Source organism: Dokdonella sp., from assembly GCF_019634815.1.
Lineage (GTDB): Bacteria > Pseudomonadota > Gammaproteobacteria > Xanthomonadales > Rhodanobacteraceae > Dokdonella_A.
The window spans coordinates 217,500-240,750 of sequence record NZ_JAHCAP010000001.1; the positions used below are offsets into that span (position 1 = coordinate 217,500).

26 protein-coding genes and 1 pseudogene are annotated in these 23,251 nt (G+C 66.5%); 16 read left to right on the forward strand and 11 right to left on the reverse strand.

The window, feature by feature from the left end:
• The first annotated feature begins 40 nt into the window (after window positions 1-40).
• Window positions 41-1,168: a 4-hydroxybenzoate octaprenyltransferase gene (ubiA, locus tag KF759_RS00895; protein WP_345777413.1), complete on the forward strand. Its 1,128-nt coding sequence runs from the start codon at window positions 41-43 to the stop codon at window positions 1,166-1,168.
• 29 nt (window positions 1,169-1,197) lie between these two features.
• On the opposite strand, the gene KF759_RS00900 is transcribed toward ubiA, so the two are convergent.
• The gene (locus KF759_RS00900) at window positions 1,198-1,476 is read right to left on the reverse strand and encodes a hypothetical protein (protein ID WP_291222319.1); all 279 of its coding nucleotides are present in this window, start codon (window positions 1,474-1,476) and stop codon (window positions 1,198-1,200) included.
• Between the two features lie 165 nt (window positions 1,477-1,641).
• On the opposite strand from KF759_RS00900, the gene KF759_RS00905 reads away from it, so the two are divergent.
• Window positions 1,642-1,917, forward strand: coding sequence for a hypothetical protein (locus KF759_RS00905; protein ID WP_291222320.1), 276 nt, complete (start codon window positions 1,642-1,644; stop codon window positions 1,915-1,917).
• A gap of 194 nt (window positions 1,918-2,111) precedes the next feature.
• Window positions 2,112-2,282 (forward strand): hypothetical protein, encoded by a 171-nt coding sequence (locus tag KF759_RS00910; protein WP_291222321.1) that lies wholly within the window; start codon window positions 2,112-2,114, stop codon window positions 2,280-2,282.
• Window positions 2,283-2,333: 51 nt separating this feature from the next.
• On the opposite strand, the gene KF759_RS00915 is transcribed toward KF759_RS00910, so the two are convergent.
• Window positions 2,334-3,059: a ComF family protein gene (locus KF759_RS00915; protein WP_291222322.1), complete on the reverse strand. Its 726-nt coding sequence runs from the start codon at window positions 3,057-3,059 to the stop codon at window positions 2,334-2,336.
• Between the two features lie 118 nt (window positions 3,060-3,177).
• Between KF759_RS00915 and bioB the strand changes: the two genes are divergently transcribed.
• Window positions 3,178-4,188 carry a biotin synthase BioB gene (bioB, locus tag KF759_RS00920; protein ID WP_291222323.1) on the forward strand — a complete coding sequence of 337 codons (1,011 nt, stop codon included), beginning with the start codon at window positions 3,178-3,180 and terminating at the stop codon, window positions 4,186-4,188.
• Between the two features lie 10 nt (window positions 4,189-4,198).
• On the opposite strand, the gene KF759_RS00925 is transcribed toward bioB, so the two are convergent.
• Genes KF759_RS00925 through dcm form a run of 6 tightly spaced genes read right to left on the reverse strand, consistent with a single transcriptional unit; the run spans window position 4,199 to window position 7,710 of the window.
• Window positions 4,199-4,402 carry a hypothetical protein gene (locus KF759_RS00925; protein WP_291222325.1) on the reverse strand — a complete coding sequence of 68 codons (204 nt, stop codon included), beginning with the start codon at window positions 4,400-4,402 and terminating at the stop codon, window positions 4,199-4,201.
• Window positions 4,399-4,875: a hypothetical protein gene (locus tag KF759_RS00930; protein ID WP_291222327.1), complete on the reverse strand. Its 477-nt coding sequence runs from the start codon at window positions 4,873-4,875 to the stop codon at window positions 4,399-4,401. The genes KF759_RS00925 and KF759_RS00930 overlap by 4 nt, the downstream gene beginning before the upstream one ends.
• Window positions 4,872-5,750 (reverse strand): HNH endonuclease, encoded by an 879-nt coding sequence (locus KF759_RS00935; RefSeq protein ID WP_291222328.1) that lies wholly within the window; start codon window positions 5,748-5,750, stop codon window positions 4,872-4,874. Before KF759_RS00935 ends, KF759_RS00930 begins: the two co-directional genes overlap by 4 nt.
• A complete protein-coding gene (gene vsr / locus KF759_RS00940; RefSeq protein WP_291222329.1) occupies window positions 5,747-6,172 on the reverse strand; it encodes a DNA mismatch endonuclease Vsr in 426 nt (141 codons plus the stop codon). The genes KF759_RS00935 and vsr overlap by 4 nt, the downstream gene beginning before the upstream one ends.
• The gene (locus tag KF759_RS00945; RefSeq protein WP_291222331.1) at window positions 6,172-6,405 is read right to left on the reverse strand and encodes a hypothetical protein; all 234 of its coding nucleotides are present in this window, start codon (window positions 6,403-6,405) and stop codon (window positions 6,172-6,174) included. Before KF759_RS00945 ends, vsr begins: the two co-directional genes overlap by 1 nt.
• Window positions 6,406-6,465: 60 nt before the next feature.
• Window positions 6,466-7,710 carry a DNA (cytosine-5-)-methyltransferase gene (gene dcm / locus KF759_RS00950; RefSeq protein ID WP_291222333.1) on the reverse strand — a complete coding sequence of 415 codons (1,245 nt, stop codon included), beginning with the start codon at window positions 7,708-7,710 and terminating at the stop codon, window positions 6,466-6,468.
• Between the two features lie 331 nt (window positions 7,711-8,041).
• On the opposite strand from dcm, the gene KF759_RS00955 reads away from it, so the two are divergent.
• The 7 genes and pseudogenes from KF759_RS00955 to KF759_RS00985 all read left to right on the forward strand — a co-directional run bounded on the left by KF759_RS00955 (window position 8,042) and on the right by KF759_RS00985 (window position 15,568).
• Window positions 8,042-8,608: an ECF-type sigma factor gene (locus KF759_RS00955; protein WP_291222335.1), complete on the forward strand. Its 567-nt coding sequence runs from the start codon at window positions 8,042-8,044 to the stop codon at window positions 8,606-8,608.
• Window positions 8,605-11,343 carry a serine/threonine-protein kinase gene (locus KF759_RS00960; protein WP_291222337.1) on the forward strand — a complete coding sequence of 913 codons (2,739 nt, stop codon included), beginning with the start codon at window positions 8,605-8,607 and terminating at the stop codon, window positions 11,341-11,343. Before KF759_RS00955 ends, KF759_RS00960 begins: the two co-directional genes overlap by 4 nt.
• Window positions 11,343-12,545 carry an 8-amino-7-oxononanoate synthase gene (bioF, locus tag KF759_RS00965; RefSeq protein ID WP_291222339.1) on the forward strand — a complete coding sequence of 401 codons (1,203 nt, stop codon included), beginning with the start codon at window positions 11,343-11,345 and terminating at the stop codon, window positions 12,543-12,545. Before KF759_RS00960 ends, bioF begins: the two co-directional genes overlap by 1 nt.
• A pseudogene (locus tag KF759_RS00970) lies at window positions 12,542-12,926 on the forward strand (hypothetical protein). Before bioF ends, KF759_RS00970 begins: the two are co-directional and overlap by 4 nt.
• Window position 12,927: 1 nt before the next feature.
• On the forward strand, window positions 12,928-13,698 hold the full coding sequence (bioH, locus tag KF759_RS00975) for a pimeloyl-ACP methyl ester esterase BioH (protein ID WP_291222341.1): 771 nt from the start codon (window positions 12,928-12,930) through the stop codon (window positions 13,696-13,698).
• Window positions 13,695-14,573, forward strand: coding sequence for a malonyl-ACP O-methyltransferase BioC (gene bioC, locus KF759_RS00980; protein WP_291222343.1), 879 nt, complete (start codon window positions 13,695-13,697; stop codon window positions 14,571-14,573). The genes bioH and bioC overlap by 4 nt, the downstream gene beginning before the upstream one ends.
• Window positions 14,570-15,568, forward strand: coding sequence for a multidrug resistance efflux transporter family protein (locus tag KF759_RS00985; protein WP_291222345.1), 999 nt, complete (start codon window positions 14,570-14,572; stop codon window positions 15,566-15,568). Before bioC ends, KF759_RS00985 begins: the two co-directional genes overlap by 4 nt.
• 20 nt (window positions 15,569-15,588) lie before the next feature.
• Here KF759_RS00985 and KF759_RS00990 read toward each other — a convergent pair whose 3' ends face one another.
• Together KF759_RS00990 and KF759_RS00995 are read right to left on the reverse strand one after the other, a co-directional pair.
• Window positions 15,589-16,254 carry a hypothetical protein gene (locus KF759_RS00990; RefSeq protein WP_291222347.1) on the reverse strand — a complete coding sequence of 222 codons (666 nt, stop codon included), beginning with the start codon at window positions 16,252-16,254 and terminating at the stop codon, window positions 15,589-15,591.
• 286 nt (window positions 16,255-16,540) lie between these two features.
• Complete coding sequence (locus KF759_RS00995; protein ID WP_291222348.1) at window positions 16,541-16,744, reverse strand: hemin uptake protein HemP; 204 nt, start codon at window positions 16,742-16,744, stop codon at window positions 16,541-16,543.
• A gap of 344 nt (window positions 16,745-17,088) precedes the next feature.
• Here KF759_RS00995 and KF759_RS01000 point away from each other — a divergent pair, with 344 nt between their 5' ends.
• Window positions 17,089-17,646, forward strand: coding sequence for a TMEM165/GDT1 family protein (locus KF759_RS01000; protein WP_291222350.1), 558 nt, complete (start codon window positions 17,089-17,091; stop codon window positions 17,644-17,646).
• A gap of 3 nt (window positions 17,647-17,649) precedes the next feature.
• On the opposite strand, the gene glnK is transcribed toward KF759_RS01000, so the two are convergent.
• Window positions 17,650-17,988 carry a P-II family nitrogen regulator gene (gene glnK, locus KF759_RS01005; RefSeq protein WP_291222352.1) on the reverse strand — a complete coding sequence of 113 codons (339 nt, stop codon included), beginning with the start codon at window positions 17,986-17,988 and terminating at the stop codon, window positions 17,650-17,652.
• Between the two features lie 241 nt (window positions 17,989-18,229).
• On the opposite strand from glnK, the gene KF759_RS01010 reads away from it, so the two are divergent.
• The 4 genes from KF759_RS01010 (at window position 18,230) to KF759_RS01025 (ending at window position 23,228) form a co-directional block, all read left to right on the forward strand.
• Window positions 18,230-18,496, forward strand: coding sequence for an accessory factor UbiK family protein (locus KF759_RS01010; protein WP_291222354.1), 267 nt, complete (start codon window positions 18,230-18,232; stop codon window positions 18,494-18,496).
• A 224-nt stretch (window positions 18,497-18,720) separates the two neighbouring features.
• Complete coding sequence (locus tag KF759_RS01015) at window positions 18,721-20,241, forward strand: YifB family Mg chelatase-like AAA ATPase (protein WP_291222356.1); 1,521 nt, start codon at window positions 18,721-18,723, stop codon at window positions 20,239-20,241.
• A gap of 25 nt (window positions 20,242-20,266) precedes the next feature.
• Window positions 20,267-22,036 carry a potassium/proton antiporter gene (locus KF759_RS01020; RefSeq protein ID WP_291222358.1) on the forward strand — a complete coding sequence of 590 codons (1,770 nt, stop codon included), beginning with the start codon at window positions 20,267-20,269 and terminating at the stop codon, window positions 22,034-22,036.
• 154 nt (window positions 22,037-22,190) lie between these two features.
• On the forward strand, window positions 22,191-23,228 hold the full coding sequence (locus tag KF759_RS01025; RefSeq protein WP_291222360.1) for a hypothetical protein: 1,038 nt from the start codon (window positions 22,191-22,193) through the stop codon (window positions 23,226-23,228).
• Window positions 23,229-23,251 lie beyond the last annotated feature (23 nt).

Sequence of the window (23,251 nt, forward strand, 5' to 3'; positions counted from 1 at the left end):
GCCTGCATCTGCTGCAAGGTCTTCACCGCCTGCCGCTGCCGTGACGACAAGCGCCACGTCACCGCTGCAGCCACGCACGCCGACACCTGCTGCGCCACCTGCGCCCACCGCGCCGTCGGTCGCGACCACGCCAGGCTCGGCCGCTCGCGAGAAACCGGCCGAACCCGACTTCGTGCCCTCGTTCGCGCGCAACAGCACACCAGCACCCGCCACGCCGCAACGCGCACGCAATCAGGCGCATCCGGCCGATGCCACGCCGCGCTCGACGCGGATCATCGAATGGCTGTGCTCGTACCTGCCGCCGTCGCAGCGCGATCGTGTGCGCAATTACCTCGTGCTGATGCGGCTGGATCGCCCGATCGGTGCGCTGCTGCTGCTGTGGCCGACCTGGTGGGCGCTGTGGTTTGCGGCGAAGGATTTTCCGCCGCCGGGCCTGCTGCTGATCTTCACGCTCGGCGTATTCGTGATGCGCAGCGCCGGCTGCGTGATCAACGACTATGCCGACCACGACTGGCTCGACGCGCATGTCGCGCGTACCGCGGCGCGACCGATGGCCGCAGGTCGCGTCGGCAAGAAGGAAGCGCTCGCGCTGTTCGCGGGCCTGCTCGTCTTTGCCTTCGTGCTGGTGCTGTTCACCAATGCGCTCACGATCAAGCTCGCCTTCGTCGGCGCCGCACTTGCCGCAATCTATCCATTCACCAAGCGGGTCACACACCTCGCGCAGGTCGTGCTCGGCGCCGCCTTCGGCTGGTCGATTCCGATGGCCTTTGCCGCAGTCGGCAACAGTCTGCCTGCGCTGTGCTGGCTGCTGTTTCTCGCCAACATCCTCTACTCGGTGATCTACGACACCCAGTACGCGATGGTCGATCGCGACGAGGATCTGCGCGTGGGCGCGAAGTCGACCGCGATCCTGTTCGGCGAAGCCGACCGCGCGATCCTCGGTGTGCTCATGGCAACTTTCGTGCTGGCGATGACGCTCGCCGGCACGCGCGCGGGGTTGCACTGGCCCTGGTTCATCGGCGTGGCCGGCGCGGCTGGCTTGTTTGCCTATCAGCAATGGTTGCTGCGCGAACGCGGGCGCGAGCAGTGTTTTGCCGCATTCCGCAACAACAACTGGGTCGGCTTCGCGCTCTGGCTCGGCTTGTTGTTTGCGGTTGCGCTGCGCTGAGTCACGCGCGAACCGCCGCCAACGCAGGATCAGGACAGCAAACCGCTGCGACAACTGAAGGCACCTGCACAGAACACGACGAGCAGCAGGCTGGCGAGTGCGAACAATGCGATCGACGCCAGGCCCAGCCAATCGACGCGCTTGACCAGGAGGCCGATCAGGCTCGCCGGACCGATCGCGACCGCGGTGCCGACGAAGAACCAATGCGCCCAATGCTCGCCGGAACCGGGCGCCGCAAAACTCATCGCCGAGGCCAGCAGCAGCGGCAGAAACGCCACCAATCCGAGAATGTTGCACACGGTCTTCATCGGCGTTCCGTCCGCTTCGTGATCTTCCGCACGCGATGCTCGGATCTGTGCGAGAGTGAGTCAAGCCTGCCGGTACAAGCGTTCGACATCGCTGGTGTTCCGGTTCCTGTCGCCAGCGCCTTGCCTCCCGTTCAAATCCATCAACCGTGAAAAGTCGGCAAACCCATGACGAAGCTCGCTCTGCTGGTCTCGGCGCTGATACTCCTTGGTTACCTGGCCTTGATGCGCCTTGATCCCTTGACTTGGGGTTGGTTGCGGCCGCGCGGTGGCTTGGCAATGCAAGCCATCTCGCTGGCCATTGCCAACTTCGGCATCCATCTGGGCGCGCAGGCACAGCGTTCTTTGAATATGCGTTTTCAGTTGGCCGCGAGCGGCTGGATCTGGCTGCTCGTGCAAGCCGGCGGCGTGTTCTATCTCTACACACACTGGCAAGCGCGTTGAACCCATCGGCGTTGTCGGCGGCAAAGCGCGCGTGGCACCGCCGGCTGCTTCAAGCTCGACGATGCGCATGAAGTGATAAAGCAACGGGTTCCCGAATCACTCATCACGCCCTCGGATACACTCCGACACCCGCGCTGCATCGACGTGCGGCACGCCTCGCCCGATGTTCGATCAACATCAACAAGGAGAGTCTGATGGTCAGCAACTTCTCGCTCTTGTTCTTCTGGGGCTTGTGGTTCCTCGCGCTCCTGGCCGCCGGTGTTTTCGTGCTGGTGTTGTTCTGGCGTCTTGTGCGCGCCCAGGAGCGCAGTGCGGCAGCACAGGAAGCCATCGCCCGCAATTCCGCCAAGGGCGGCGAACGCTGAATTCGCCAAGCGTTGCGATGCGCCCGCTGGCACGCGGTCGCCGCGGAAACTTCAGCGACGCTGCGGCGCGCGCGCCAGCGCCCAAACATCGATGCGCGCGACACCGGAGCGGCGCAGCACCCGCGCCGCTTCGCGCAGGGTTGCTCCCGTGGTCATTACGTCATCGAACACGGCGATGTGCTGCGGCAGCTCGGCGTGCGGACGCAACGCAAATGCGCCGCGGAGATTGCGCTTGCGCGCGGCGGCATCGAGCCCGGTTTGCGCTGGTGTGGCGCGCGTGCGTTCGAGCAGGTCGATGCGCAGCGGGATGCCGAGCCGCGCGGCGAGCGGTCGCGCGAGTTCGAGCGCTTGGTTGTAGCCACGCTCGCGCAGGCGCGTGGCATGCAGCGGGATCGGAATCAGGCAGTCGGGCCGCGGTGGTGTTTGCTGGTCGGCCGCCGCACACAGCAAGTCGGCGAGCACGCGGCCGGCAGCCAGATCGCCGTGGAACTTGAAGCGCGCCTCGATCAGGTCGAGCGGATGCGCGTAGCGCAGCGGTGCCCATGCAGCCGCGAATGGTGGCTCGTGCTTCAGGCAGGCACCACACATCAATGCGGCGACGGCGAGCGGCTCGGCGCAGCGTGCGCAACAAGGCTGATTGCGTGCCATGTCACCTGCACAGCCCGCACACAGATCGCGATCGCCTTCACCCGGCGCGCCACACAGCAGGCAGCGCGGCGGCAGCAGACCGCGCAAGGCCCGCGTCGCGATCTCGTCAACCTTGCCTCGTATGTTCAAGTTGACAGGCTCCTGCCGCACCCCGAGACTCTGCGCGCTCGCCGCCTTGGCGCGCGGCCCCGCGCCCTGCACGGTGCCGTCCACGTCGGGCGCTCCTGGTCACTCTACCGGAACCTGCATGGCTGCCATCCGTCACGACTGGACGCGCGAGGAAGTCCTCGCCCTGCTCGACCTGCCCTTCGCCGACCTGCTCGCACGCGCGCAGGCGGTGCATCGTTCACATCACGATCCCAACGCAGTGCAGGTATCGACCCTGCTCTCGATCAAGACCGGCGGCTGCCCCGAGGATTGCGCCTATTGCCCGCAGGCGGCGCGCTATCACACCGGGGTCGATGCGACCAAGCTGATGGAACTCGACGAGGTGCTGGACAAGGCGCAGCAGGCCAAGGCCGATGGCGCGACGCGCTTCTGCATGGGCGCGGCCTGGCGCTCGCCCAAGGACCGCGACATCCCCAAGGTCGCGGCAATGATCGCTGCGGTCAAGGCACTGGGCATGGAGACCTGCGCCACGCTCGGCATGCTCACGCCGACGCAAACGCTGGCACTCAAGGACGCCGGGCTCGACTACTACAACCACAACCTCGACAGCGCGCCCGAGTTCTACGGGCAGATCATCCACACGCGCGAGTATCAGGATCGTCTCGACACCCTCGCGCATGTGCGCGACGCGGGTCTCAAGACCTGTTGCGGCGGCATCGTCGGCATGGGTGAAACGCGCGCGCAGCGCGCCGGCCTGTTGCAGACACTGGCCTGCCTGCCCGCGCACCCGGACTCGGTGCCGATCAACCGACTGGTGCGCGTCGAAGGCACGCCACTGGCCGGAGAAGTGGAGCTCGATCCATTCGAATTCGTGCGCACCATCGCCGCCGCGCGCATCCTCATGCCGGCCTCGATGGTGCGCCTGTCAGCGGGGCGCGCGCAGATGAGCGACGAACTGCAGGCGCTGTGCTTCCTGGCCGGGGCCAATTCGATCTTTCATGGCGAAAAACTGCTGACCACCGACAATCCGAATTGCGACCGCGACGCAGCCCTGTTCGCGCGTCTGGGCGTCCACGCGCTGCAGGTCGAGGTGGAAGCGGCGACGGCGCATGTGGAGGTCGTGGAGAACCCAGAGCACGCGGATGCGTGAGCGCTACCCTTCATCGTACGCGTGGACGCCAATACCCATCCACGCGGATTAAGTCGTATTTGTCGCCAAAATATGCGGCTGCTTCTCGCGGTGGTAGATCGCCGAGTCTGGCGAGGCGTTCGTCATCCACACCCAAATCGTCGCGATCTACTCCAAATAGCCGCTTCATTTCGGCGTCAAACTCCCGCAGCCATTCGGGATCAACCGTGCTCACGCCCACTTTTCCAGCTCGTCTCGGATGATGCATTCGAGGTGCGCCGTAGGGCATTGCGTTGACCCTGCGATGAGGCCTTCGGCCCACTCACGTCCGAACCGTTCGGTGACGTCGTAAAGCCAGACGCCGTCGAATCCATCGTCTCCCATCCGCTTCCAATACGCGGCGAGCAGCGGTGCGTGTCGAATCACTTCACCGATGAAGCCCATGTAGCCGCCGTATGCATCCAACTTCACGCTTGGCTGATCCCTGAGGACATTGGCGGCACCGAGGGCAAGGAATGCGACTTCCTCGGCAAGACTCTTGTCGAAGTTGGCGACACCAGCGGCTTCGCGCGCTTGGAGCCGCGCCAATGCTTCGGCAGGCGTCGGCCCGAAGGCGTACTCCTCGCCATCGCCTCGCTGCGCGTAATAGCGCGCGGCTGCCGCAGGTGCCCAGTCGCTCCCAGCACGGCCGATCGTGATGTTCTTCATGCGGCACCGCGCAGCATTGCTTCGCGATGGCTACGCACGAACGCGGGCTCTGGTCGGAACCGTTCCGGCAGCTCGATGACGCGATCGTCAATCGACCAGAACACCTCGCGCAAGAACGTGTCCTCACTCGCCTTGAGTTGCGTCGATAGCAGGATGCGGTGGTCGTCGGTCAGCGAGAACAGATGCTTGTCGAACGCCTTGTCGTGGATGGAGGACAGACACAGTCCGTTGCTCGGATTCAGGCGATTGGCTTTGTCCTCCCGCCACGGCACGATATGGCTAGCGACGAGGAAACGCGCATCGCTCACACCTGAAATGCAGCAGCGCCCGCGGTAGCTGGCCAACACTGCGCGCCGGAAAAACGCTTGCTTGATGCGCTGCTGAACGATGGCTTGGCGTGTTTCGCCGGAGAAATCGTCGAGTACGAATTCGTCGTCGCTCGGCTGCGATGCTTCCGGCGCCTGACGGCGTTCGCCCCGCAAATATTCTCGAAGTTGCTCGCATTCGGTGGCGAGTCGCTCCCAATCCGCATGAAACGCGTTCCACACTTCGCGGTCCCGGGCGGACGCGCCGCTCAGCCCTTTGCGACCGGTTCCCGTGATCGACGGATCGAGGCTCGCAAAGTTGACCAACTTCATCGCCAGCGCATCGGGCGTTCGCCCGATCAACCCGGCCAATTCGATGATCTGCGGATTCCTGCTGTGCAGTTTTCCAAACGGAGTCAAGCAGTAGAAGTAGAACGCGAGCTTGAGCTGCTCGCTCGTCCAATTTCCCTTAGTCGGAAACGCGTTGCGAGACACCGCGATCGCATCTGACATGATGGATTTCCTTGCGCTGAGCTTCGGCACCATCAACTTTGCGACAGCCTCGATCATCGGCACAACCGCAGCGTCCGCGAACAACCGATTGTTGCTGCAAGCCCCGCCAACTCGCGTTTGCTCAACTGACAGGACCAAGCGATCAGAACGCGCCAACCCACTTTTTCCAACTGCCCCTTCACCTTTGCATCGCGCCCTATATTGTTGGCGAACTTTTCCTTCCAGAATGCTGCATTGTTCGCTGGCACCGTGGCGTAGCGGCATCCTTCATGACGATGCCAGAAGCAGCCATGCACGAAAACAACCGTCCGGTACTTGGGCAAGACAAGGTCGGGTTTCCCTGGTACCTTGGCATGCAGCCGGAAGCGCAGCCCCGCTCGATGCAGGAAGCTGCGCACGATCAGTTCGGGCTCTGTGTTCTTGCCACGGATGCCGGACATCATTCGGCTCCGCGTGGCGCGATCCACTACGTCGCTCATCACGCGTCGAGTGCTCGCGGGATGCCCGCCTTGCGCATGAACACGGGATAGCAGGCCGCGATCACCTTGTCGCCATGTTCGGCGAACATCTCTGCCAACACCTTGTCCGCTGCTCTGCTTTCCAGCTCCGTGAACAACGGTGTCCCGTCTTCGGTGCGGAAGATGTCCTTTGCTGATTCTTCCGGGTGGAACAACAAGTCGCGTCGTGCCATTTCGGAGAACCAGAGCAACATGCCGTTCGGGTTGAAGCGATCGTAAACGGGGATCCTTGAAACGCTCATCTGTCTTCTCCTTCAAGCGACCAACAGGGATTTCTGTCTTGCAAGTCCAGGGTCGATCAATTCCAGGATACGCGGTTTCATCACGCGCGCAACTTCGCGCATGACCGGCATGACCACGCTGTTGCCGAATTGCTTGTACGCCTGCGTATCACTCACCGGTATCACGAAATCATCCGGGAAGCCCATCAACCGCGCGCACTCGCGCGGCGTGAGCCGGCGCGGACGCTTGCGCGGGCCTTGCGCGATGAGGATTTCCGAGCCGTCCTTGTAGTAGCGGGCAGACAAGGTGCGCGCGACGCTGTCGCCATCGACCAGCCCGAAGCCGAAACCGTTGCCGGCGGCGCGGTGCTTTGCGGCGTAGGCCTGCAGGTACGCCCACAGCTTCGGCGTGAGCGTGTAGCGCGCGTCGACCGTGGCCTTGGGGCCTTTGGTGTAGTGCGATTCGGCTGTTTCGGCGCCATCTTGCGGATGCAGGATGCTGGACAGCTTCGGCTTGTCGGTCGGCAGGATCACATCGTCGAAGCTGAAGTCCGTGCGCTCGCGAAAACCGACGATGAGAATGCGCTCGCGGTGCTGCGGCACGAAATGCGCACCATCGATCACCTTGCAGGCGATGTGGTAGCCGAGTTCTTCTTCCAGCACTTTCCTGATGACGCGGAAGGTGTTGCCCTTGTCGTGACTGACTAGGTTCTTGACGTTTTCCAGCAGAAACGCGGCGGGACGCTTTGCCGCAATGATGCGCGCCACGTCGAAGAACAGCGTGCCCTGCGTTTGGTCGGCGAAGCCGTGCGCGCGGCCCAGCGCGTTTTTCTTGGACACCCCGGCGATGCTGAAGGGCTGGCAGGGAAAACCCGCAAGCAGCACGTCGTGATCGGGAATGTCGCGTTCGTCGATTTTCGTGATGTCGCCTGCGAGCGCGTGCGCGGATTCGGGAAAGTTGGCGAGATAGGTCTTCTGCGCCCACGGGTTCCATTCGCTGGTGAACACGCATTGCCCGCCGTGCGCCGCGAACGCCATGCGGATGCCGCCGATGCCGGCGAACAGGTCGATGAAGCGGAAGTCGCCTGACTTCGACGCCGCGGAATCGGTCAACGGCAGCAGGCGTTGGCGAATGGCATCGGCCAGATACGGCGGCGGATCGGTTTCCCTGACCTGCCAACGCCGCAGGGTACGTGGCGTGACGTCAAGCGCTGCGGCGAGTTCACGCTGGTTGTAGCGGCCACGCAGGCTGGCGAGCAGGGTGCGGACGTCTTCCATGCCGGGACCTCCATAGGGACGAAATGCGGACAGGGTGTCCGCAGACTGTCTCACTAGCCGAGACGCGTCAAGCGCTGTGCTCGCTGCGCCCGCGTCGGCGCAATTGCGCCGTCCCGAAAGGCGCCGCCGCAACAGCCGTGCCAGCGCCGGCACGAGGGTGGCGCACAGGCCGAGGCGCGCGCGATGGGGGTGCATGCGCTGGCGCAGCTACATCCCGTGCGCCTTTGTGCAACCGACAACCCACGGGCCGCCACACGAACGACCCGTGGGTTGTGGGTGGGCCGAATCGAAGCTCGGCGACGGCGCGTTGCCAGTGGCTACAATGCGCGCCATGAGCGACGCCGCCAGCGACCACGACATCACCCGCCTGCTGGTTGCGTGGCGCGGGGGCGATGTGCAGGCGCGCGAGGCGCTCATGCAGCGCGTCTACGCCAACGTGCGCGCGATCGCGATGCAATCGCTGCGCAACATGCCCGGCGCCACGCTCAGCGCGACCGATCTCGCCCACGAGGCGCTGCTGAAATTGCTCGGCAGCAATCTGGATTGGGCCGATCGCCGTCATTTCTACCATGTCGCCGCGCAGGCAACCCGCCAGGTGCTGGTCGATGCCGCGCGCAAGCGCCTGGCCGACAAGCGTGGCGCTGGCGCCGAGCATGTCGAGATCGATGCGGCGATCGACCTCGCCGCCAACGCCGGCGACGACCAGCTCGTGCGCATCGACGAAGCCCTGAGCGAACTCGCGCTCAACGACCAGCGCCGCGCGCAAACGATCGAACTGGTGTATTTCGGCGGCCTCAGCCGACCCGAGGTCGCCGCCGCGCTGGCCGTTTCCGAAGGCACGGTCGACCGTGACTTGCGCCTCGCGCGCGCCTGGCTCAAGACCGCGTTGTGCGCATGAGCGCGCCTTCACTCGACCGCCTTGCCGAGGATTTCGAACGCCTGTCCGCCCTGCCCATCGCCCAGCGCGAGACCGCGCTCGCGGCGCTGACGATCAGCGAGGATGAACGCGACATGCTGCGGCGCCTGCTTGCAGCCGACAGCGATCCGGATGATCCGCTCGCGCGTGCGCTCGAACAGGGCGTGGCGCAGCTTTCGGCACCACGCAGCGAACGCCTCGGGCCGTATCGACTCCTGCGCGAGCTCGGTGCCGGCGGCATGGGCACGGTGTTTCTCGCCGAACGTGTCGATGGCGGCTTCGAGCAGCGCGTCGCGATCAAGATCCTGCGCGGCTTTCCGACCGCCGACGGCCTGCGCCGCCTGCGCCTGGAGCGGCAGATCCTTGCCGGCCTGGATCATCCCAACATCGCGCGCCTGCTCGATGGCGGCGAAACCGCGCAGGGCCAGCCCTGGCTCGCGCTCGAGCATGTCGATGGCCTGACCCTGCTCGACTACGCCGCGCGCCATGCGCCTCGGCTGGCGCAACGACTGGCCCTGTTCGATGCGATCCTCGATGCCATCGGCCATGCCCACCAGCATCTGGTCGTGCATCGCGACATCAAGCCCGCGAACGTGCTGGTCAATGCGGCCGGCGAGGTCAAGCTGCTCGACTTCGGTATCGCCCGCCTGGTCGATCTGGATACCGGCGCGGCCGCGCGCGACACCTCCACGCGCGTGTTCACCGAGGCCTACGCAAGCCCCGAACAGCGCGAAGGTCGCGCGATCACCACCGCCAGCGACATCTACAGTCTGGGTGTGCTGTTGCGCGAATTGGTGCAAGGCTCGCCGCGGATGCTGGCCACGCCGTTGCCTGCGCTGCCGCTGGATGCCGAACTTGCCGGCATCCTCGCCAAGGCCTGCGCGCAAGAGCCGACGCAACGCTATGCCAGCGCCGGCGAATTCCGCGACGATCTCGACCGCTACCGCGACGGTCGCCCGGTGCGCGCGGCGCGTATCACGCGCGCCTATCGGCTGCGCAAGTTCGTGTTGCGGCATCGCCTCGCAGTGCTGGCCGCCATCGTGGTCACTGCCATGCTGGCCGCATTCGTCTGGCGGTTGGATCGTGAACGCGCGCGCGCACTCGCCGCCGAGGCGCTGGCGCAGCGGGCGCAGGCGGCCTCCGAACGTGACGCCGCCAGTGCGCGCGCCGCGCTGAACTTTCTCACCGATGCCTTCAGCGCCGCCGCGCCCGACAACGCGCTGAGCAAGACGGTCAGCGTGCGTGAGTTGCTCGACAGCGCCAAGACCAAGCTCGCGCAGGACACGCACGATCCCGCCGTCACGCGCTCGATGCAGCGTCTGCTTGGTCGTCTCTACGACTCGCTCGGCGATTCGGCAGCGGCGGTCGAACAATTCGAGCAAGGCCTCGCCAAGGCCGAGCCGGGCAGTCGCGAGCAGGCGCTCGAACTGGCGCAGGACTACGACCAGTACGCCAATTTGCTCGGCATCCTCGATCGCAAGGCACCGGCGCGTGCCGCACTCGATCAAGCGGCTGCGCTGCGTGATCGCTTTGCCGCCGGTGATGCGCTCGCGCATGCCCGCAATCAGTTGTCGCTGGCGATCTGGCACATCAATGCCGGCGAGGGCGCTCAGGCGATTGCGCTGCTGCGAAAAGTGCTGGCAACGCCGACCCACGCGACATCCTTGCCGCTGGATCTCGAGGTGCGCGCGGCGGGATTTCTGTCGAGTCAACTGACGAGCAATGGTGGCTGCAGCGAAGCGATCACGGTCGCCGAGCACACGCTTGCGCATCTGTCCGGCACGGATCCCCGTGCGGCAGATCGGCAATGGTTGATGCGCAATCGCGCCTCGGCACTGCGTGCCTGCGGCAAGCCGGCCGAAGCCGAAGCCGCGCTGCGCGAACTGATCGCCTTGCAGGAGCAGACGATCGGCAACAGCGGCATGCGCATGCTGCAACTCAACAACGAACTGGCGCTGGCATTGCAGGAACAAGGTCGCTTCCGCGAGGCGACCCGGATACTCGCCACGCTCAAGATCCCCGAAGGTGAAGGTCCGTTCAATCGCGCCGCGCTTACCGCCAACCTCGCGGTCAGCTACGAGAACATCGGCGACTATTCGCGCGCGCGGCAATTGCTTGCGCAAGCCTTGGCCCTGCTCGATGCCGGCGGCATCGAGCGCGACAATGACGGCCACCGCGCAATCGAGCGACTCGCCGCGCGCGCGCGGGCGCTGGATGGACAAGGCGCTGCGGCGGCCACCGCGCTGGCCGACTTGCGCGAACGCGCGCGCCGCATCGATGGCGAGGATTCGGCCGAATACGCCAACACGACGTTCCAGCTGGCTTTCGCGCAGCAACGCGCGGGGCGGGCCGCGGTCGCCTTGCCGCTGGTCGAGGAAGCCATGCGCTTGTGGGCAAGCAAGCTGCCGCCCACGCACAAGAATCTTGGCTTGCTGCATCGCCTGCACGCGACCATTGCGCTCGACCAGGGCCAGCTCGCCATCGCCGACCAAGAACTCAGTGCGGCGATCGCAATCCTCGAGGCCGGCAAGGCACCCGCGAGCGAGCTCGCATTGGCGCAGGCCGAACAGGCTGCGCTGCGTGCACGACAAGGCCGCAAGGACGAAGCGCGCAGCCTGCTCAAGTCGGCGCTGCCGCTCTTGCGCGAAGCCTATCTGCCGACCCAGGTCGGCTGTGTCGCCGCCGAACGACTGGCGCACCAACTCGGAATCCACTGATGTCGGGTGTCGAACACGCGCCGGCGCGCGCGACGCCCCGCCCCGACCTGATGCAGCGCCTCGCCGCGGAACGGTTGCGGCGCGAACAGGCGCAACTCCTGCGCCGGGTGCGAACCTGCATGCCGCAACAAGGCGCGTGGGTGCTGATCGAGGGCCAGCTTCAACGCGATTTTTCCAGCAATGACTATCTCGGTCTCGCGCGCGATCCGGCGCTGGTCGCGGCACTCACGCGCGCCGCGCATGCGAGTGGCGTCGGCGCCGGCGCCGCGCATCTGCTCGGCGGTCATCGCGACGAGCACGCGCAACTGGAAGCCGCGCTCGCGGAGTGGACCGGACGCGAGCGCGCGCTGCTGTTCTCGACCGGCTACATGGCCAACCTCGGCGTGCTCGCCGGCCTGCTCGAAGCCGGCGACCTGTGCGTGCAGGACAAGCTCAATCACGCCAGCCTGATCGATGGCGCGCGGCTGTCGGGCGCGACGCTGCGCCGCTATCGGCATGCGGACGTCGAGTCGGCGGCACGCCAGTTGGCGAGTCTGCCGCAGGCGGCTGCGCTGCTCGCGACCGACGGCGTGTTCAGCATGGACGGTGATGTCGCGCCGCTCGCGCAGCTCGCCAGCCTCTGCGCGGACACGGGTGCACTGATGCTGGTCGATGATGCGCACGGCTTGGGCGTGTTCGGCGCAGACGGCGCCGGCAGCCTTGCCGAAGCCGGCCTCGGACAAACTCAGGTGCCGCTCTTGATGGGCACGCTGGGCAAGGCACTCGGCTGCTTCGGCGCCTTCGTCGCCGGCCCGGCCATGCTCATCGAAGCATTGGTGCAGGGTGCGCGCAGTTTCATCTACACCACGGCGATGCCTCCTGCGCTCGCCTCGGCCACGCTCACCGCGCTCGGCATTGCACGCAACGACCACGAACGCCGCGCGCGTCTGCACGCACGCATCGCGCAGTTCCGCGACGGCGCACGGACGCTGAACTTTCCCGTGCTCGAATCGCACAGCGCGATCCAACCGATCCTGCTTGGTAACGCCCAAGCCGCGCTGACGGCTTCATCACGCCTCGCGCAACGTGGTTTCCATGTGCCGGCGGTGCGCCCGCCGACCGTGCCCGCAGGCCAGGCCCGCCTGCGCGTCACCCTGAGCGCAGCGCACTGCGAAGCCGATGTGGCGGCCCTGCTCGACGCACTCGCTGCGGTTGCGCGATGAGCGAGGCCGCCCGCGCCGAGGCACTGCGCGCCTTGTCGTGGCTGTATCTCGATCAGCCGCTGCGCGGAAACATCCGCTGCGCGCTGCCGATTCTGGCGGCCTCACCCTTCACGCTCGCGCAACTGCGCAGCCTCTTGCTCGATGAGGTCCATCCCATCCTGCACGGAAATCTGTGCGCCACGGCCGGCGTGTGGGACGCCTTCGATCCGGACTGGCTGGCCGCGCAGATCGCACGCAACCTCGCGCGGCCACGCTGGCTGCGCGCGCGGCCGCTGCCAGCGCACCCACGCGCAGCGACTGTGGCGACTGCTGGAGCCGCGCATCGTAAAATTGCGCGCTCAGGCCGCGTCCGGCGGCGGCAACACGCAAGCTTTGCACTGACATGCATATCGAAACCATGGGCGCGCATGATGCGCGCCACGACCTCGTGCTCATCCACGGCTGGGCGATGCACGGCGACATCTTCGCGCCGCTGCTCGAGCAGCTCGGCGATGATCTGCGCGTGCATCTGGTCGACTTGCCCGGTCACGGTCGCAGCAATGGCGAATCGCGCTTCGAACTGGCCGATTGCGTGGCTCGCATCGCCGCACGCGTGCCGCGCGCGATCTGGGTCGGCTGGTCGCTGGGTGGCATGGTCGCCCTGCGCGCGGCAATCGAGCATGCGCCGCAGGTCCGCGGCGTGGTGCTGATCGCATCGAGTCCGTGCTTCGTGGCCGCGCCCGATTGGCCGCACGGTGTACCGCTATCGGTGTTCAGCGGTTTCGAAAGCAGTCTGCAAAGCGATTATCGCGACACGGTCGAGCGTTTCCTTGCGCTCGAGACCGTGGGTTCGCCGCACGCGCAAACCGAACTTCGCGAGCTCAAGGCGCGCGTGTTTGCGCATGGCGAGCCTTCGCTGACGGCACTGCGCGATGGCCTGCGTGCGCTGGAAAGTCACGACCTGCGCGCGGAGCTTGCCGCGCTGAAGATGCCGAGCCTGTGGATTTCCGCGCGCCGCGATCGGCTGGTGCCGTCGACCGCGATGCAATGGGCGGCGCAGCGCACGCCTGCATCGCGATACCTCGAAATCAACAGCGGCCACGCGCCCTTCATCAGCCATCCGCGCGAGATCGCGACGGCGTTGCACGGCTTTGCCGCGGAGCTGCCGGCATGAGCGCGGGTCTTGATCCGGGCCAGATTCGCCATGCCTTCTCGCGCGCGGCGGCAAGTTACGAGGCGCATGCGGTGCTGCAGGCCGAGGTCGGCCGACGCCTGCGCGAGCAACTCGACGAGCGCGAATTCACACCGCAGCGCGTGCTCGATGTCGGTTGCGGCCCGGGCATCGGCGCCAGCGCCCTGCGCAAGCGCTGGCCGCAAGCGCAGATCATTGCGCTCGACCTCGCCCTGCCGATGCTGCAGCTCGCGCAGCAACGCGCCGGAACGCCGGCGACATTCGCCTGCGTCGCTGGCGACGCCCAGGCGCTGCCGCTGGCTGCAGCCAGCGTCGATCTGGTGCACGCCAATCTATGCCTGCAGTGGTGTGACGACCCGGGCCTCGCGCTCGCAGAGTTCCGGCGGGTGCTGCGACCCGAGGGCGTGCTCGTGTTTTCCACCTTCGGTCCCGACACGCTGCACGAGCTGCGCAGTGCGTTCGCATCGGTGGATGCCGCGCCGCATGTGAGTCGCTTCATCGACATGCACGACATCGGCGACGGCCTGCTTGCCAGCGGATTCCGTGATCCCGTGATGGAGCGCGAGGATTTCGTGCTCACTTACGCCGATTTGCGCTCGCTGATGCGCGAACTGCGCGCGATCGGCGCAACCAATGCCGATGCGCAGCGCAGCCGCAGCTTGATGGGCAAGACGCATCTCGCGCGCGTGATCGAGGCCTACGAAGTCTTCCGCCGCGACGGCGTGCTGCCGGCAACCTGGGAAGTGATCTACGCACTTGCGCTGGCACCGGCGATCGGCCAGCCGCTGCGCACCCTCGAGGGTGACGTGGCGAGCTTCTCGATTTCCAATCTGCGTGGCAGCCGGGTGCGCCGGTGAGCGCTCAATCGCGCCAGCATGAACTTCGCGCGGTATTGCTCGGCCTCGCCTCGGCGCTGTTCTTCACCTCGACTTATGTGCTCAACCGCGCGATGGCCAACGAAGGCGGCCATTGGGCGTGGTCGGCGGCGCTGCGCTACCTGTTCACCTTGCCCTTGCTTGCGATCGTGGTTGCCTGGCGCGGCGCTTTCGCGCCGGTATGGCGCGCGTTGCGGGCGCATCCAGTAGCGTGGCTGACGTGGAGCAGCATCGGTTTCGGCCTGTTCTGCGTGTGTCTGACCTGGGCGGCCGCGCATGCGCCGGCCTGGCTGGTGGCGGGCACCTTCCAGCTCACCGTGGTGGCCGGCATGCTGCTCGGCCCGCTGCTCTATCGCGACGAGCGTGCACGCCTGCCGCGCGCGGCGCTCGCACTGGGCTGCGTGATCGTGTTCGGTGTGGCGCTGATGCAAGCCGCGCATTTCGAGGGCCATCTCGATGCCGACGCCTGGCTCGCGCTGTTGCTGGTGGCCGCGTCGGCCACGCTGTATCCGCTGGGCAACCGCGCGATCCTGCTGCACCTGGAGCGCACCGGCGAACAGCTCGACGCCACCCAGCGCGTGTTCGGCATGACGCTCGCGAGCCAACCGTTCTGGTGGCTGGTCGCCGTGTTCGCATGGCAGGAAGCCGGGCCACCGCCAGCGATGCAGATGACACTCGCGCTGGGCGTGGCACTGTTCACCGGCGTGATCGCGACCGTGGTGTTCTTCCACGCAACCGGCTTGGTACGCAATCAGCCTGCCGCGCTCGGCGCAGTCGAGGCGATGCAGGCGGCCGAGTTGTTGTTCACCAGCGCCTTGGGCGTGCTGTTTCTCGGCGAAGCGATTCCGCGTGGCTGGGCCGCGCTGGGCGCTCTGCTGGTGGTCGCGGGGATCATCGCGCTGGGCGTGCTGGTTGGCCGCGACGCCGCACGCGATCGCCGCAAGCAGCAAGCGCTGCGCAGCGATCGCGGTGCTTGAATCTCGCCTTCGACCGGGATTCAGTCGCCGGCACCGACGCCGATCAATTCGGCCCCTTCCTCGCGCGCAATCTGGCGGGCGCGCTCCATGCCGACCAGCGACAGGCGCAAAGGAGGACGCGCATCGAGCGTGCGCATGCCGGGTGGGCCATGCAGTTCGAACCTGGCCATGCGCGCGCGACGCGCTGGCCCGAGTCGTGCGAAGGCACCGCGACGAAACGCGCCGTGCGCATGCCAGCTAGCCTTGTTGGGCGTCGCTTCGGGATCGAGCGCGCAGGCGTGGGTCATTTCATCCCACGCCAGGCAGTCGGTATCGGGCAAGAGGTAGAGCCGCGCGAGCGTGTTTCCCGCGGCGTCGGCAAAGCCGAGGAATTCGCGCAAACCCATGCTGGTCACGGTGGCGTGCGCGGTCACGCGGCTGGCTGCGACGAGCGCATCGAGTTGGCCGGACACGAGCAAGCCGCTGCGCGCGGCGCGGCGCGTCAGTCCGGCTTGGTCGTCTTGCTGCCGGGCGGCGCAGTCGAGCCACAGCACCGGTCCAAGTCGCGGCAGCAGCTCGGCCAGGCAGCCCAGTTCGAGGCCGCGCAGCGGCGCGGGCGCACGAGCGCGGCGGATCGCCGCGAGGTCGATGAGCTGCCAGTCCGAAGCCGTCGGTGCATCGAAGCTGCCGGTTTCCAGAATGCTCATGCATGCACCTCCTGGCCGCGAATCCGCGCCGGCGCGCCATGCGATGATGAGTTCGGCGCAGTCGCAGCGCCCGGTTCGGCTGCGGGTCGCCGCAGCTGGCACAGCTGCCAATCGTCGCGACGCTCGCGGCCCAGCTGCAGCAAACCGTTGCCAAGCTCGGGTTCATCACGCAGCCAATCGACCAGTTGCAACGAGTGGCTGCGCCGCCCTCGCGCAGCCATGAGGGTCGAAACCAGGCGGCTGGGTGCACGCAGGATGGAGCGGAGGAGTCGCACGCACACGGCACTTATTTCGTGAGGATGAGCTTGTCGTTGCGCGTCAGGCGCAGGTGGTACTCCTGACCCGCGTGCTCGATCACCAGTTCGCGCGCGCCGCCGAGCAGGCGCGCGCTGTCGATGCGCAGTTTGGTCGGCAGCGGGCGAGCGCTGTCGAAGACCGGGGACTGCGCCGCAACGGAGCCGGCGCCGGCGAAAGGCTGTGGTTCGAACATGGTCGCGCTCCTGTCGGGGTGGTCGTAAACGATAATGATTCGCATTTGAAAGTCAAGCGGGGACTTTGCCAACACCCGCGCGACGGCGGCGGCGCGCCCGGGACTGGCCGCGCATCAGAACGAGCCTTGCCGCCTGCTAAACTGCGCGGGCTCCATCGGGGAGTAGTCGGGCGCGATGAACGATCGCGTTGCGCGCGTCAACACACTTGGCGAACACGCCGTGGCGCGCGCCCGTTTCCGCACAGCGGATCGGTGGCCAGACCGTTGGTTCATGCCGCCGCACCAGGCCGGGGCCGCGCGCATGTACCTGCGCGTCCACAAGTCCCGGCCTGAATGGAGCTCCGATGCAAGCCCTCTACGTGTCCACTGCCGCGGTGGCGCTCGCCGAGATCGGCGACAAGACCCAGTTGCTCTCGCTCGTGCTTGCGGCGAAATACCGCCGGCCCTTGCCGATCTGCCTCGGCATCGCGATCGCCACCTTGCTCAACCATGCGCTCGCGGGCGCGCTCGGCGCCGCGCTCGCGCAGTGGCTGAGTCCGGACTTGCTCAAGTGGATCGTGGTTGCAAGTTTCCTCGCGATGGCGGTGTGGACGCTGATCCCCGACAAGCTCGACGAGGATGAAGCCACATCGACGCGCAGTCGTGGCGTGCTGCTTGCCACCGTGATCGCGTTCTTTCTCGCCGAGATGGGCGACAAGACCCAGATCGCGACCGTCGTGCTCGCCGCGCAGTACTCGCCGCTGTGGCAGGTGATCGCCGGCACCACGCTGGGCATGTTGCTCGCCAACGTGCCGGTGGTGTGGCTGGGCGCACGCTTCGCGCAGAAGCTGCCGATGCGCGCGGCGCACGTCGCCGCGGCCTTGCTGTTTGCCGCACTCGCGCTGTGGATTGCGCTGCGCTGAGGTCTACAACGCGTCCTGATCGGTCTCGCCTGTGCGGATGCGGATCACGCGTTCGAGCACGCTGACGAAAATCTTGCCGTCACCGATCTTGCCGGTGTTGGCCGCGTGACTGATCGCCTCGACCACGCGCTCGACCTGATCGTCGGCCACCGCGACCTCGAGCTTGATCTTGGGCAGGAAATCGACCACGTACTCGGCACCTCGATAGAGCTCGGTGTGGCCCTTCTGGCGGCCGAAACCCTTGACCTCGGTGACAGTGACGCCCTGCACGCCGACTTCGGCGAGGGCCTCGCGCACGTCGTCGAGCTTGAAGGGCTTGATGATGGCCGTGACCATGCGCATGGACGATTCCCATAGTGTGCCGCGGGCGACTATAGCCGATGCGCGCGTGTAGGAAATTTCCTGCACGAGAATCCGAAATGCACGTCTGGCGCCGCGTTATGCTCTGCGTAGACTGTCCTTCATGGGGCGGATGTCGATGGACAGACATCGCAGGGAGGCTGCAGCCGGCGGCGGTCAATCCACCGCCGGCTGCCCCGAGGGATCCCGCCATCAGAACACCCTGCTTCGAGGAATTCGCGCCATGCTCCACAGCCAGAACATCGACGAACTCGCGCGCAAGCTGGCCGAACTCGTGCCGCCGGGCCTGCGCGAGGCCAAGGCCGACCTCACCGCGAACTTCCGCAGCGCGCTGCAGGCAGGCCTGCGCAACCTGGACCTGGTCACGCGTGAGGAATTCGACGTGCAGCGCTGCGTGCTGCTGCGCACGCGCGAGAAGATCGAGGAACTCGAACAACAACTCGCCGCGCTTGAACGCTCGCTCGGCGTGACACTCTCGCAGCGCAACTAGGCCGCGCGGCCGCATGCCCGCGTACTGCGCCAGGGATCGGCTCGCATGTCGCCACACAGCGCCAGGATTTTCCCGGGAAGTCTGCCGTCACTGGCCCGTCACCCCCCGGCCGGGGCGGCAGACCCTTTCCCTCGTTTGAACCCACGCGCCGGGCTTGTTGCCAATCCGCCGGTTGCCGTCAGCGTCCGGTCCGATGGCGCGAGCACGTGCGCAGGGCTGCGGCAATGAGCCTTGCCGTGGTCTACACCCGCGCGCAGTCGGGTGTCGCCGCGCCGCTGGTTGCCTGCGAGGTGCATTTGTCGGGTGGCCTGCCCGGCACCTCGATCGTCGGCCTGCCGGAAACCGCGGTGAAGGAAGCGCGTGACCGCGTGCGCGCGGCGATCCTCAATGCCCAGCTCGAATACCCGCAGCGCCGCGTGACGGTGAACCTCGCGCCCGCCGACCTGCCCAAGGACGGAGGTCGCTACGACCTGCCCATAGCACTGGGCATTCTTGCTGCCAATGGCAGCCTGCCGCAGCAGGTGCTTGGCGAACACGAGTTCGTCGGCGAACTGGCGCTCTCGGGTGAACTTCGCGCGGTCAATGGCGTGCTGCCCGCGGTACTGCACGCCGCACGCAGCGGTCGGCGCGTGATCGTTCCACGCGGCAATGCCGCCGAAGCCTCACTGGTGCGCAACGCGCAAGTCCTGGTCGCCGACAACCTCCTCGCGGTGTGTGCCCATCTCGCCGGACGCGCGCAACTCGACCGCGCCGACAGCGTGGTCACCGCCCCGGCCGTAGTGGCCGCCATGCCGGATCTGGCCGAGGTCCGCGGTCAGCCACAGGCTCGGCGCGCGCTCGAAATCGCCGCCGCCGGCAGCCACAACCTCCTGCTGTGCGGCCCGCCGGGTACCGGCAAGACCATGTTGGCGAGCCGCCTGCCCGGAATCCTGCCGCCGCTGGAAGAAGACGAGGCACTCGAACTGGCCGCGGTTCGCTCGGTGGCCGGCCAGGCCAGCGATCCGTCGGCGTGGAAGCGCCGTGCGTTCCGCCATCCGCACCACACCGCTTCGGCGGTGGCGCTCGTGGGTGGCGGCTCGATTCCACGCCCCGGCGAGATCTCGCTCGCCCATCATGGCGTGCTGTTTCTCGATGAACTGCCCGAATTCGACCGCCACGTGCTCGAAGTGCTGCGCGAGCCGCTCGAATCGGGCCAGATCTCGATTTCGCGTGCGGCGCGCCAAGTCGATTTTCCCGCGCGATTCCAACTCATCGTGGCAATGAATCCTTGTCCCTGTGGGCATGCCGGCGATGCCTCCGATCGCTGCCGCTGCTCGGCCGAAGCCATTGCCCGCTACCGTGCGCGGATATCCGGACCCTTGCTCGACCGCATCGACCTCAAGCTCGAGATGCCGCGCGTGAGCCACCTGCAGTTGCGCGAAGCCGCCAGCGGCGAGTCCAGCGCCACCGTGCGCGAGCGGGTGGTGACCGCGCGTGCGCGCCAGCTCGCCCGCAGCGGGACAGCCAATGCCTGGCTGGGCAACCGCGAGCTCGAGCGCTGTTGTGCACTCGCCGACAGCGAACAGGCCTTGCTCGATCGCGCCTTCGAGCGGCTGGGCCTGTCGGCGCGCGCCTACCATCGCGTGCTGCGCGTGGCGCGCACGATCGCCGACCTCGCCGGACAGACCGACATCGGCGCCGGCCACCTGGCCGAGGCAATCCAGTACCAGCGGCAGGCGTTTGAGGCCCCGCCCTTGCGAACCTGACATACAGCACCGTTATGATCGACGCATGTCGACGATCGAGAGTCTGTACTGGGTATTTGCCGCCGCCGCCGCCTTGGTGCTGGTCGGCATTGCCTCGAGCCTCGTCGCAAGGCGCTTCTCGGCGCCCTTGCTGTTGGTGTTCCTGGTCATCGGCATGCTCGCGGGCACCGACGGGCCCGGCGGCATCGCCTTCGATGACTACAGTGGCGCCTATCAGCTCGGCTCGCTGGCACTGACGATCATCCTGTTCGACGGCGGCTTGCGCACGCGTCTGGAGAGCGTGCGCCGCGTACTCGCGCCAACCCTGCTGCTGGCCACGATCGGTGTGGTGCTCAGCGCGGTGCTCACCGGCATCGCCGCAAGCTGGTTGCTCGAGCTCGAACCCGTAGTCGGCTTTCTGGTCGGTGCGGTGCTGGCATCCACCGATGCGGCCGCGGTTCTGTTCCTGCTGCGCGCGGGCGGCCTGCGCTTGCGCGAGCGGGTTGGCACGACGCTGGAAATCGAGTCGAGTGCCAACGATCCGGCAGCGATCCTGCTGACGATGATGCTGGTCGAATACATGACCACGCCGTCGGGTTTGTCGCCGTTGACGCTCGTGCGCGAGTTCATCGTGCAATTCGGTGTGGGCGGCATCGCCGGCGTGCTCGGCGGCGGCGCAATCGCGCGCGGCCTGAACCACCTGCAACTGGGTCACGCACTGTCAGCCTTGTTTGCGCTCGCCGCCGCGGTGCTGGTGTTCGGCATCACCGGACAACTGGGCGGCAGCGGCTTTCTCGCGGTCTACATCGCCGGCTTGGTCGTCGCCGGTCGCGTACGCGGCGGCCTCACCAACCTGCTCGGCACGCTCGATGCGGCCACCTGGCTGTGCCAGATCGCGATGTTCCTCGTGCTCGGTCTGCTCGCTTCACCGCACCTGCTGTTGCAGTCCCTGCTGCCGGCACTCGGCGTCGCGGCCTTCCTGATGTTCATCGGCCGTCCACTCGCGGTGATCGCTTGCCTGGCGCCGCTGCGCCGCTATGGCAAGCGCGAAATCGCCTTCATTTCCTGGATCGGTCTGCGCGGCGCAGTCGGCATCTTTCTCGCCTCGATCCCGATGCTGGCGCAATTGCCGCATGCGCAGCTCGTGTTCAATGTCGCCTTCGTGGTGGTGCTGGCGTCGCTGCTCGTGCAGGGCTGGACGCTTGGCTTTGCCGCACGCCTGTTCGATGTCGCCCTGCCGCACCGCGAAAGCACCGTGCGCCGCGTCGAGCTCGACTTGCCGGGCACGCTCGAGCGTGAACTGGTCGGCTATCCGGTTGCGGCCCAGGCACGCGTGCTCGCCGACGCGCCCTTGCCCGAATGGGCACAGCTGACACTGATTGTGCGCAGCGGTGAAATCCTCACACCCGAGCGGGGTGGCGCACTGCATGCGGGCGACTACGCCTACATGCTGGCGCCACCCGGACGCGTGTATCGCCTCGACTGGTTGTTCGCACCGCCCGAGGAAGCGCGCGAGGCGGAGCGCGAGCTGTTCGGCGAATTCAGCTTCGACGCCGATGTGCATCTGGGCGAGATCGCCGAGTTCTACGCCCTGCCGGTGCGTGCGCGCGATGCGCCGCTCACGCTGGCCGAACATTTCGCCCAGCGCTTCGAGCACACGATCGAGATCGGCGACCATGTGCGTCTGGGCGCGGTCACGCTGATTGCGCGCGAACTCGGCGACGAGGGCGTGCGCAAGGTCGGCCTCAAGGTCGATCGACTCGGCAAGGTGCTGATGCGGCCGCGTTGGCTCAGGCGCCTGCTGCCGCGCGGCTGACGCACGCGGCCACGCGCGGGCCGGGGGCGCACATCGTCGCGCACTATTTCTTCAGGCTCGTGGCTCTTTCAAGACATGAGAACTGACGCCGCAGCGCACTACATTTGGCGTAGCATCCATGCGGCGAAGTGAGCACTGCCAAGGAGAATAGGTGATGAAGATCCATCGTTGCGCTCTGGTCCTTTGTTCGCTTTCAGTGGGCTTTCTTGCGAGCTCCATTGCCTTGGCGGATGAGACCTGCGGCCTTCCATCCACGTTCGACGTGATCTTCATCGACGGATTCGACGGCGCAGCTGCCACCGCACTGGCGAACCCGACCGTCGCGCAGCTTGAACAGCGTCGAAGGGCGCGCGTGCTGACGGCACCGACGATTGCGATCACGTACCCCGTGTCGGGCGCAACCATCGCCGACACCAAGATCGATGTCGTTGGAACCTACACCGGGCCGGACAACACCGGCATCGCCATAGGCTCGGCGGTCGCCTACGTCCAGAACGGGCAGTTTGTCATCCCGGCGCTGCCCCTGGCGTCGGGCAGCAACACGTTGACGGCGGTCGCAACGACGCTGGACGGACAAACCGCGTCGGCATCGGTCGGCGTATCCGGCGCGTCGACCTCGGCGGCGTTGACCCTATCCGCCAACCAACTCGCCGGCTTTTCGCCGTTCACGATCACGTTCCGCAGCGCGTTCCGCGGTGGCACTATTCAGTCCGTCGCAGTGGACTACGACGGCAACGGAACCGACGACTACACGGGTTCGTCGTTGCCCAGCCCGTTCTCGCACACGTACAACTCACCTGGGATCTACCCGGTGCGTCTGACCATCCACGCGGTGGGAGGCTCGGTCTATACGGCAACGCAGCGCGTCGTGATTCAGGACCTCGAAGCGGTCAAGACGACGGTGTGCGGCGTGTTCGGGTACTTCCGCGAAAACCTAGCAGGCAATCAGATCGCGACGGCGACGCAGGCGCTCGGTGATGCGGCCAAGGAGCGCTACACCCCGTTTCTCAACGGACTTGGCGCCACGAACGCAGCCCAGGTTGCCACGCAACTGGGCACGATCGCCAACGGCGTGTTCGGTGTGGACACGACATCCCTCATTGTCGTCGCGACGGTGAACAGTGAGTTGTTGGGGTTCACGGTCGGCATCAATCGAGGCGATGACGGCGTGTGGCGGATCACGGATCTCTGAGGGGGCTGTGTCATGTCAGAGGG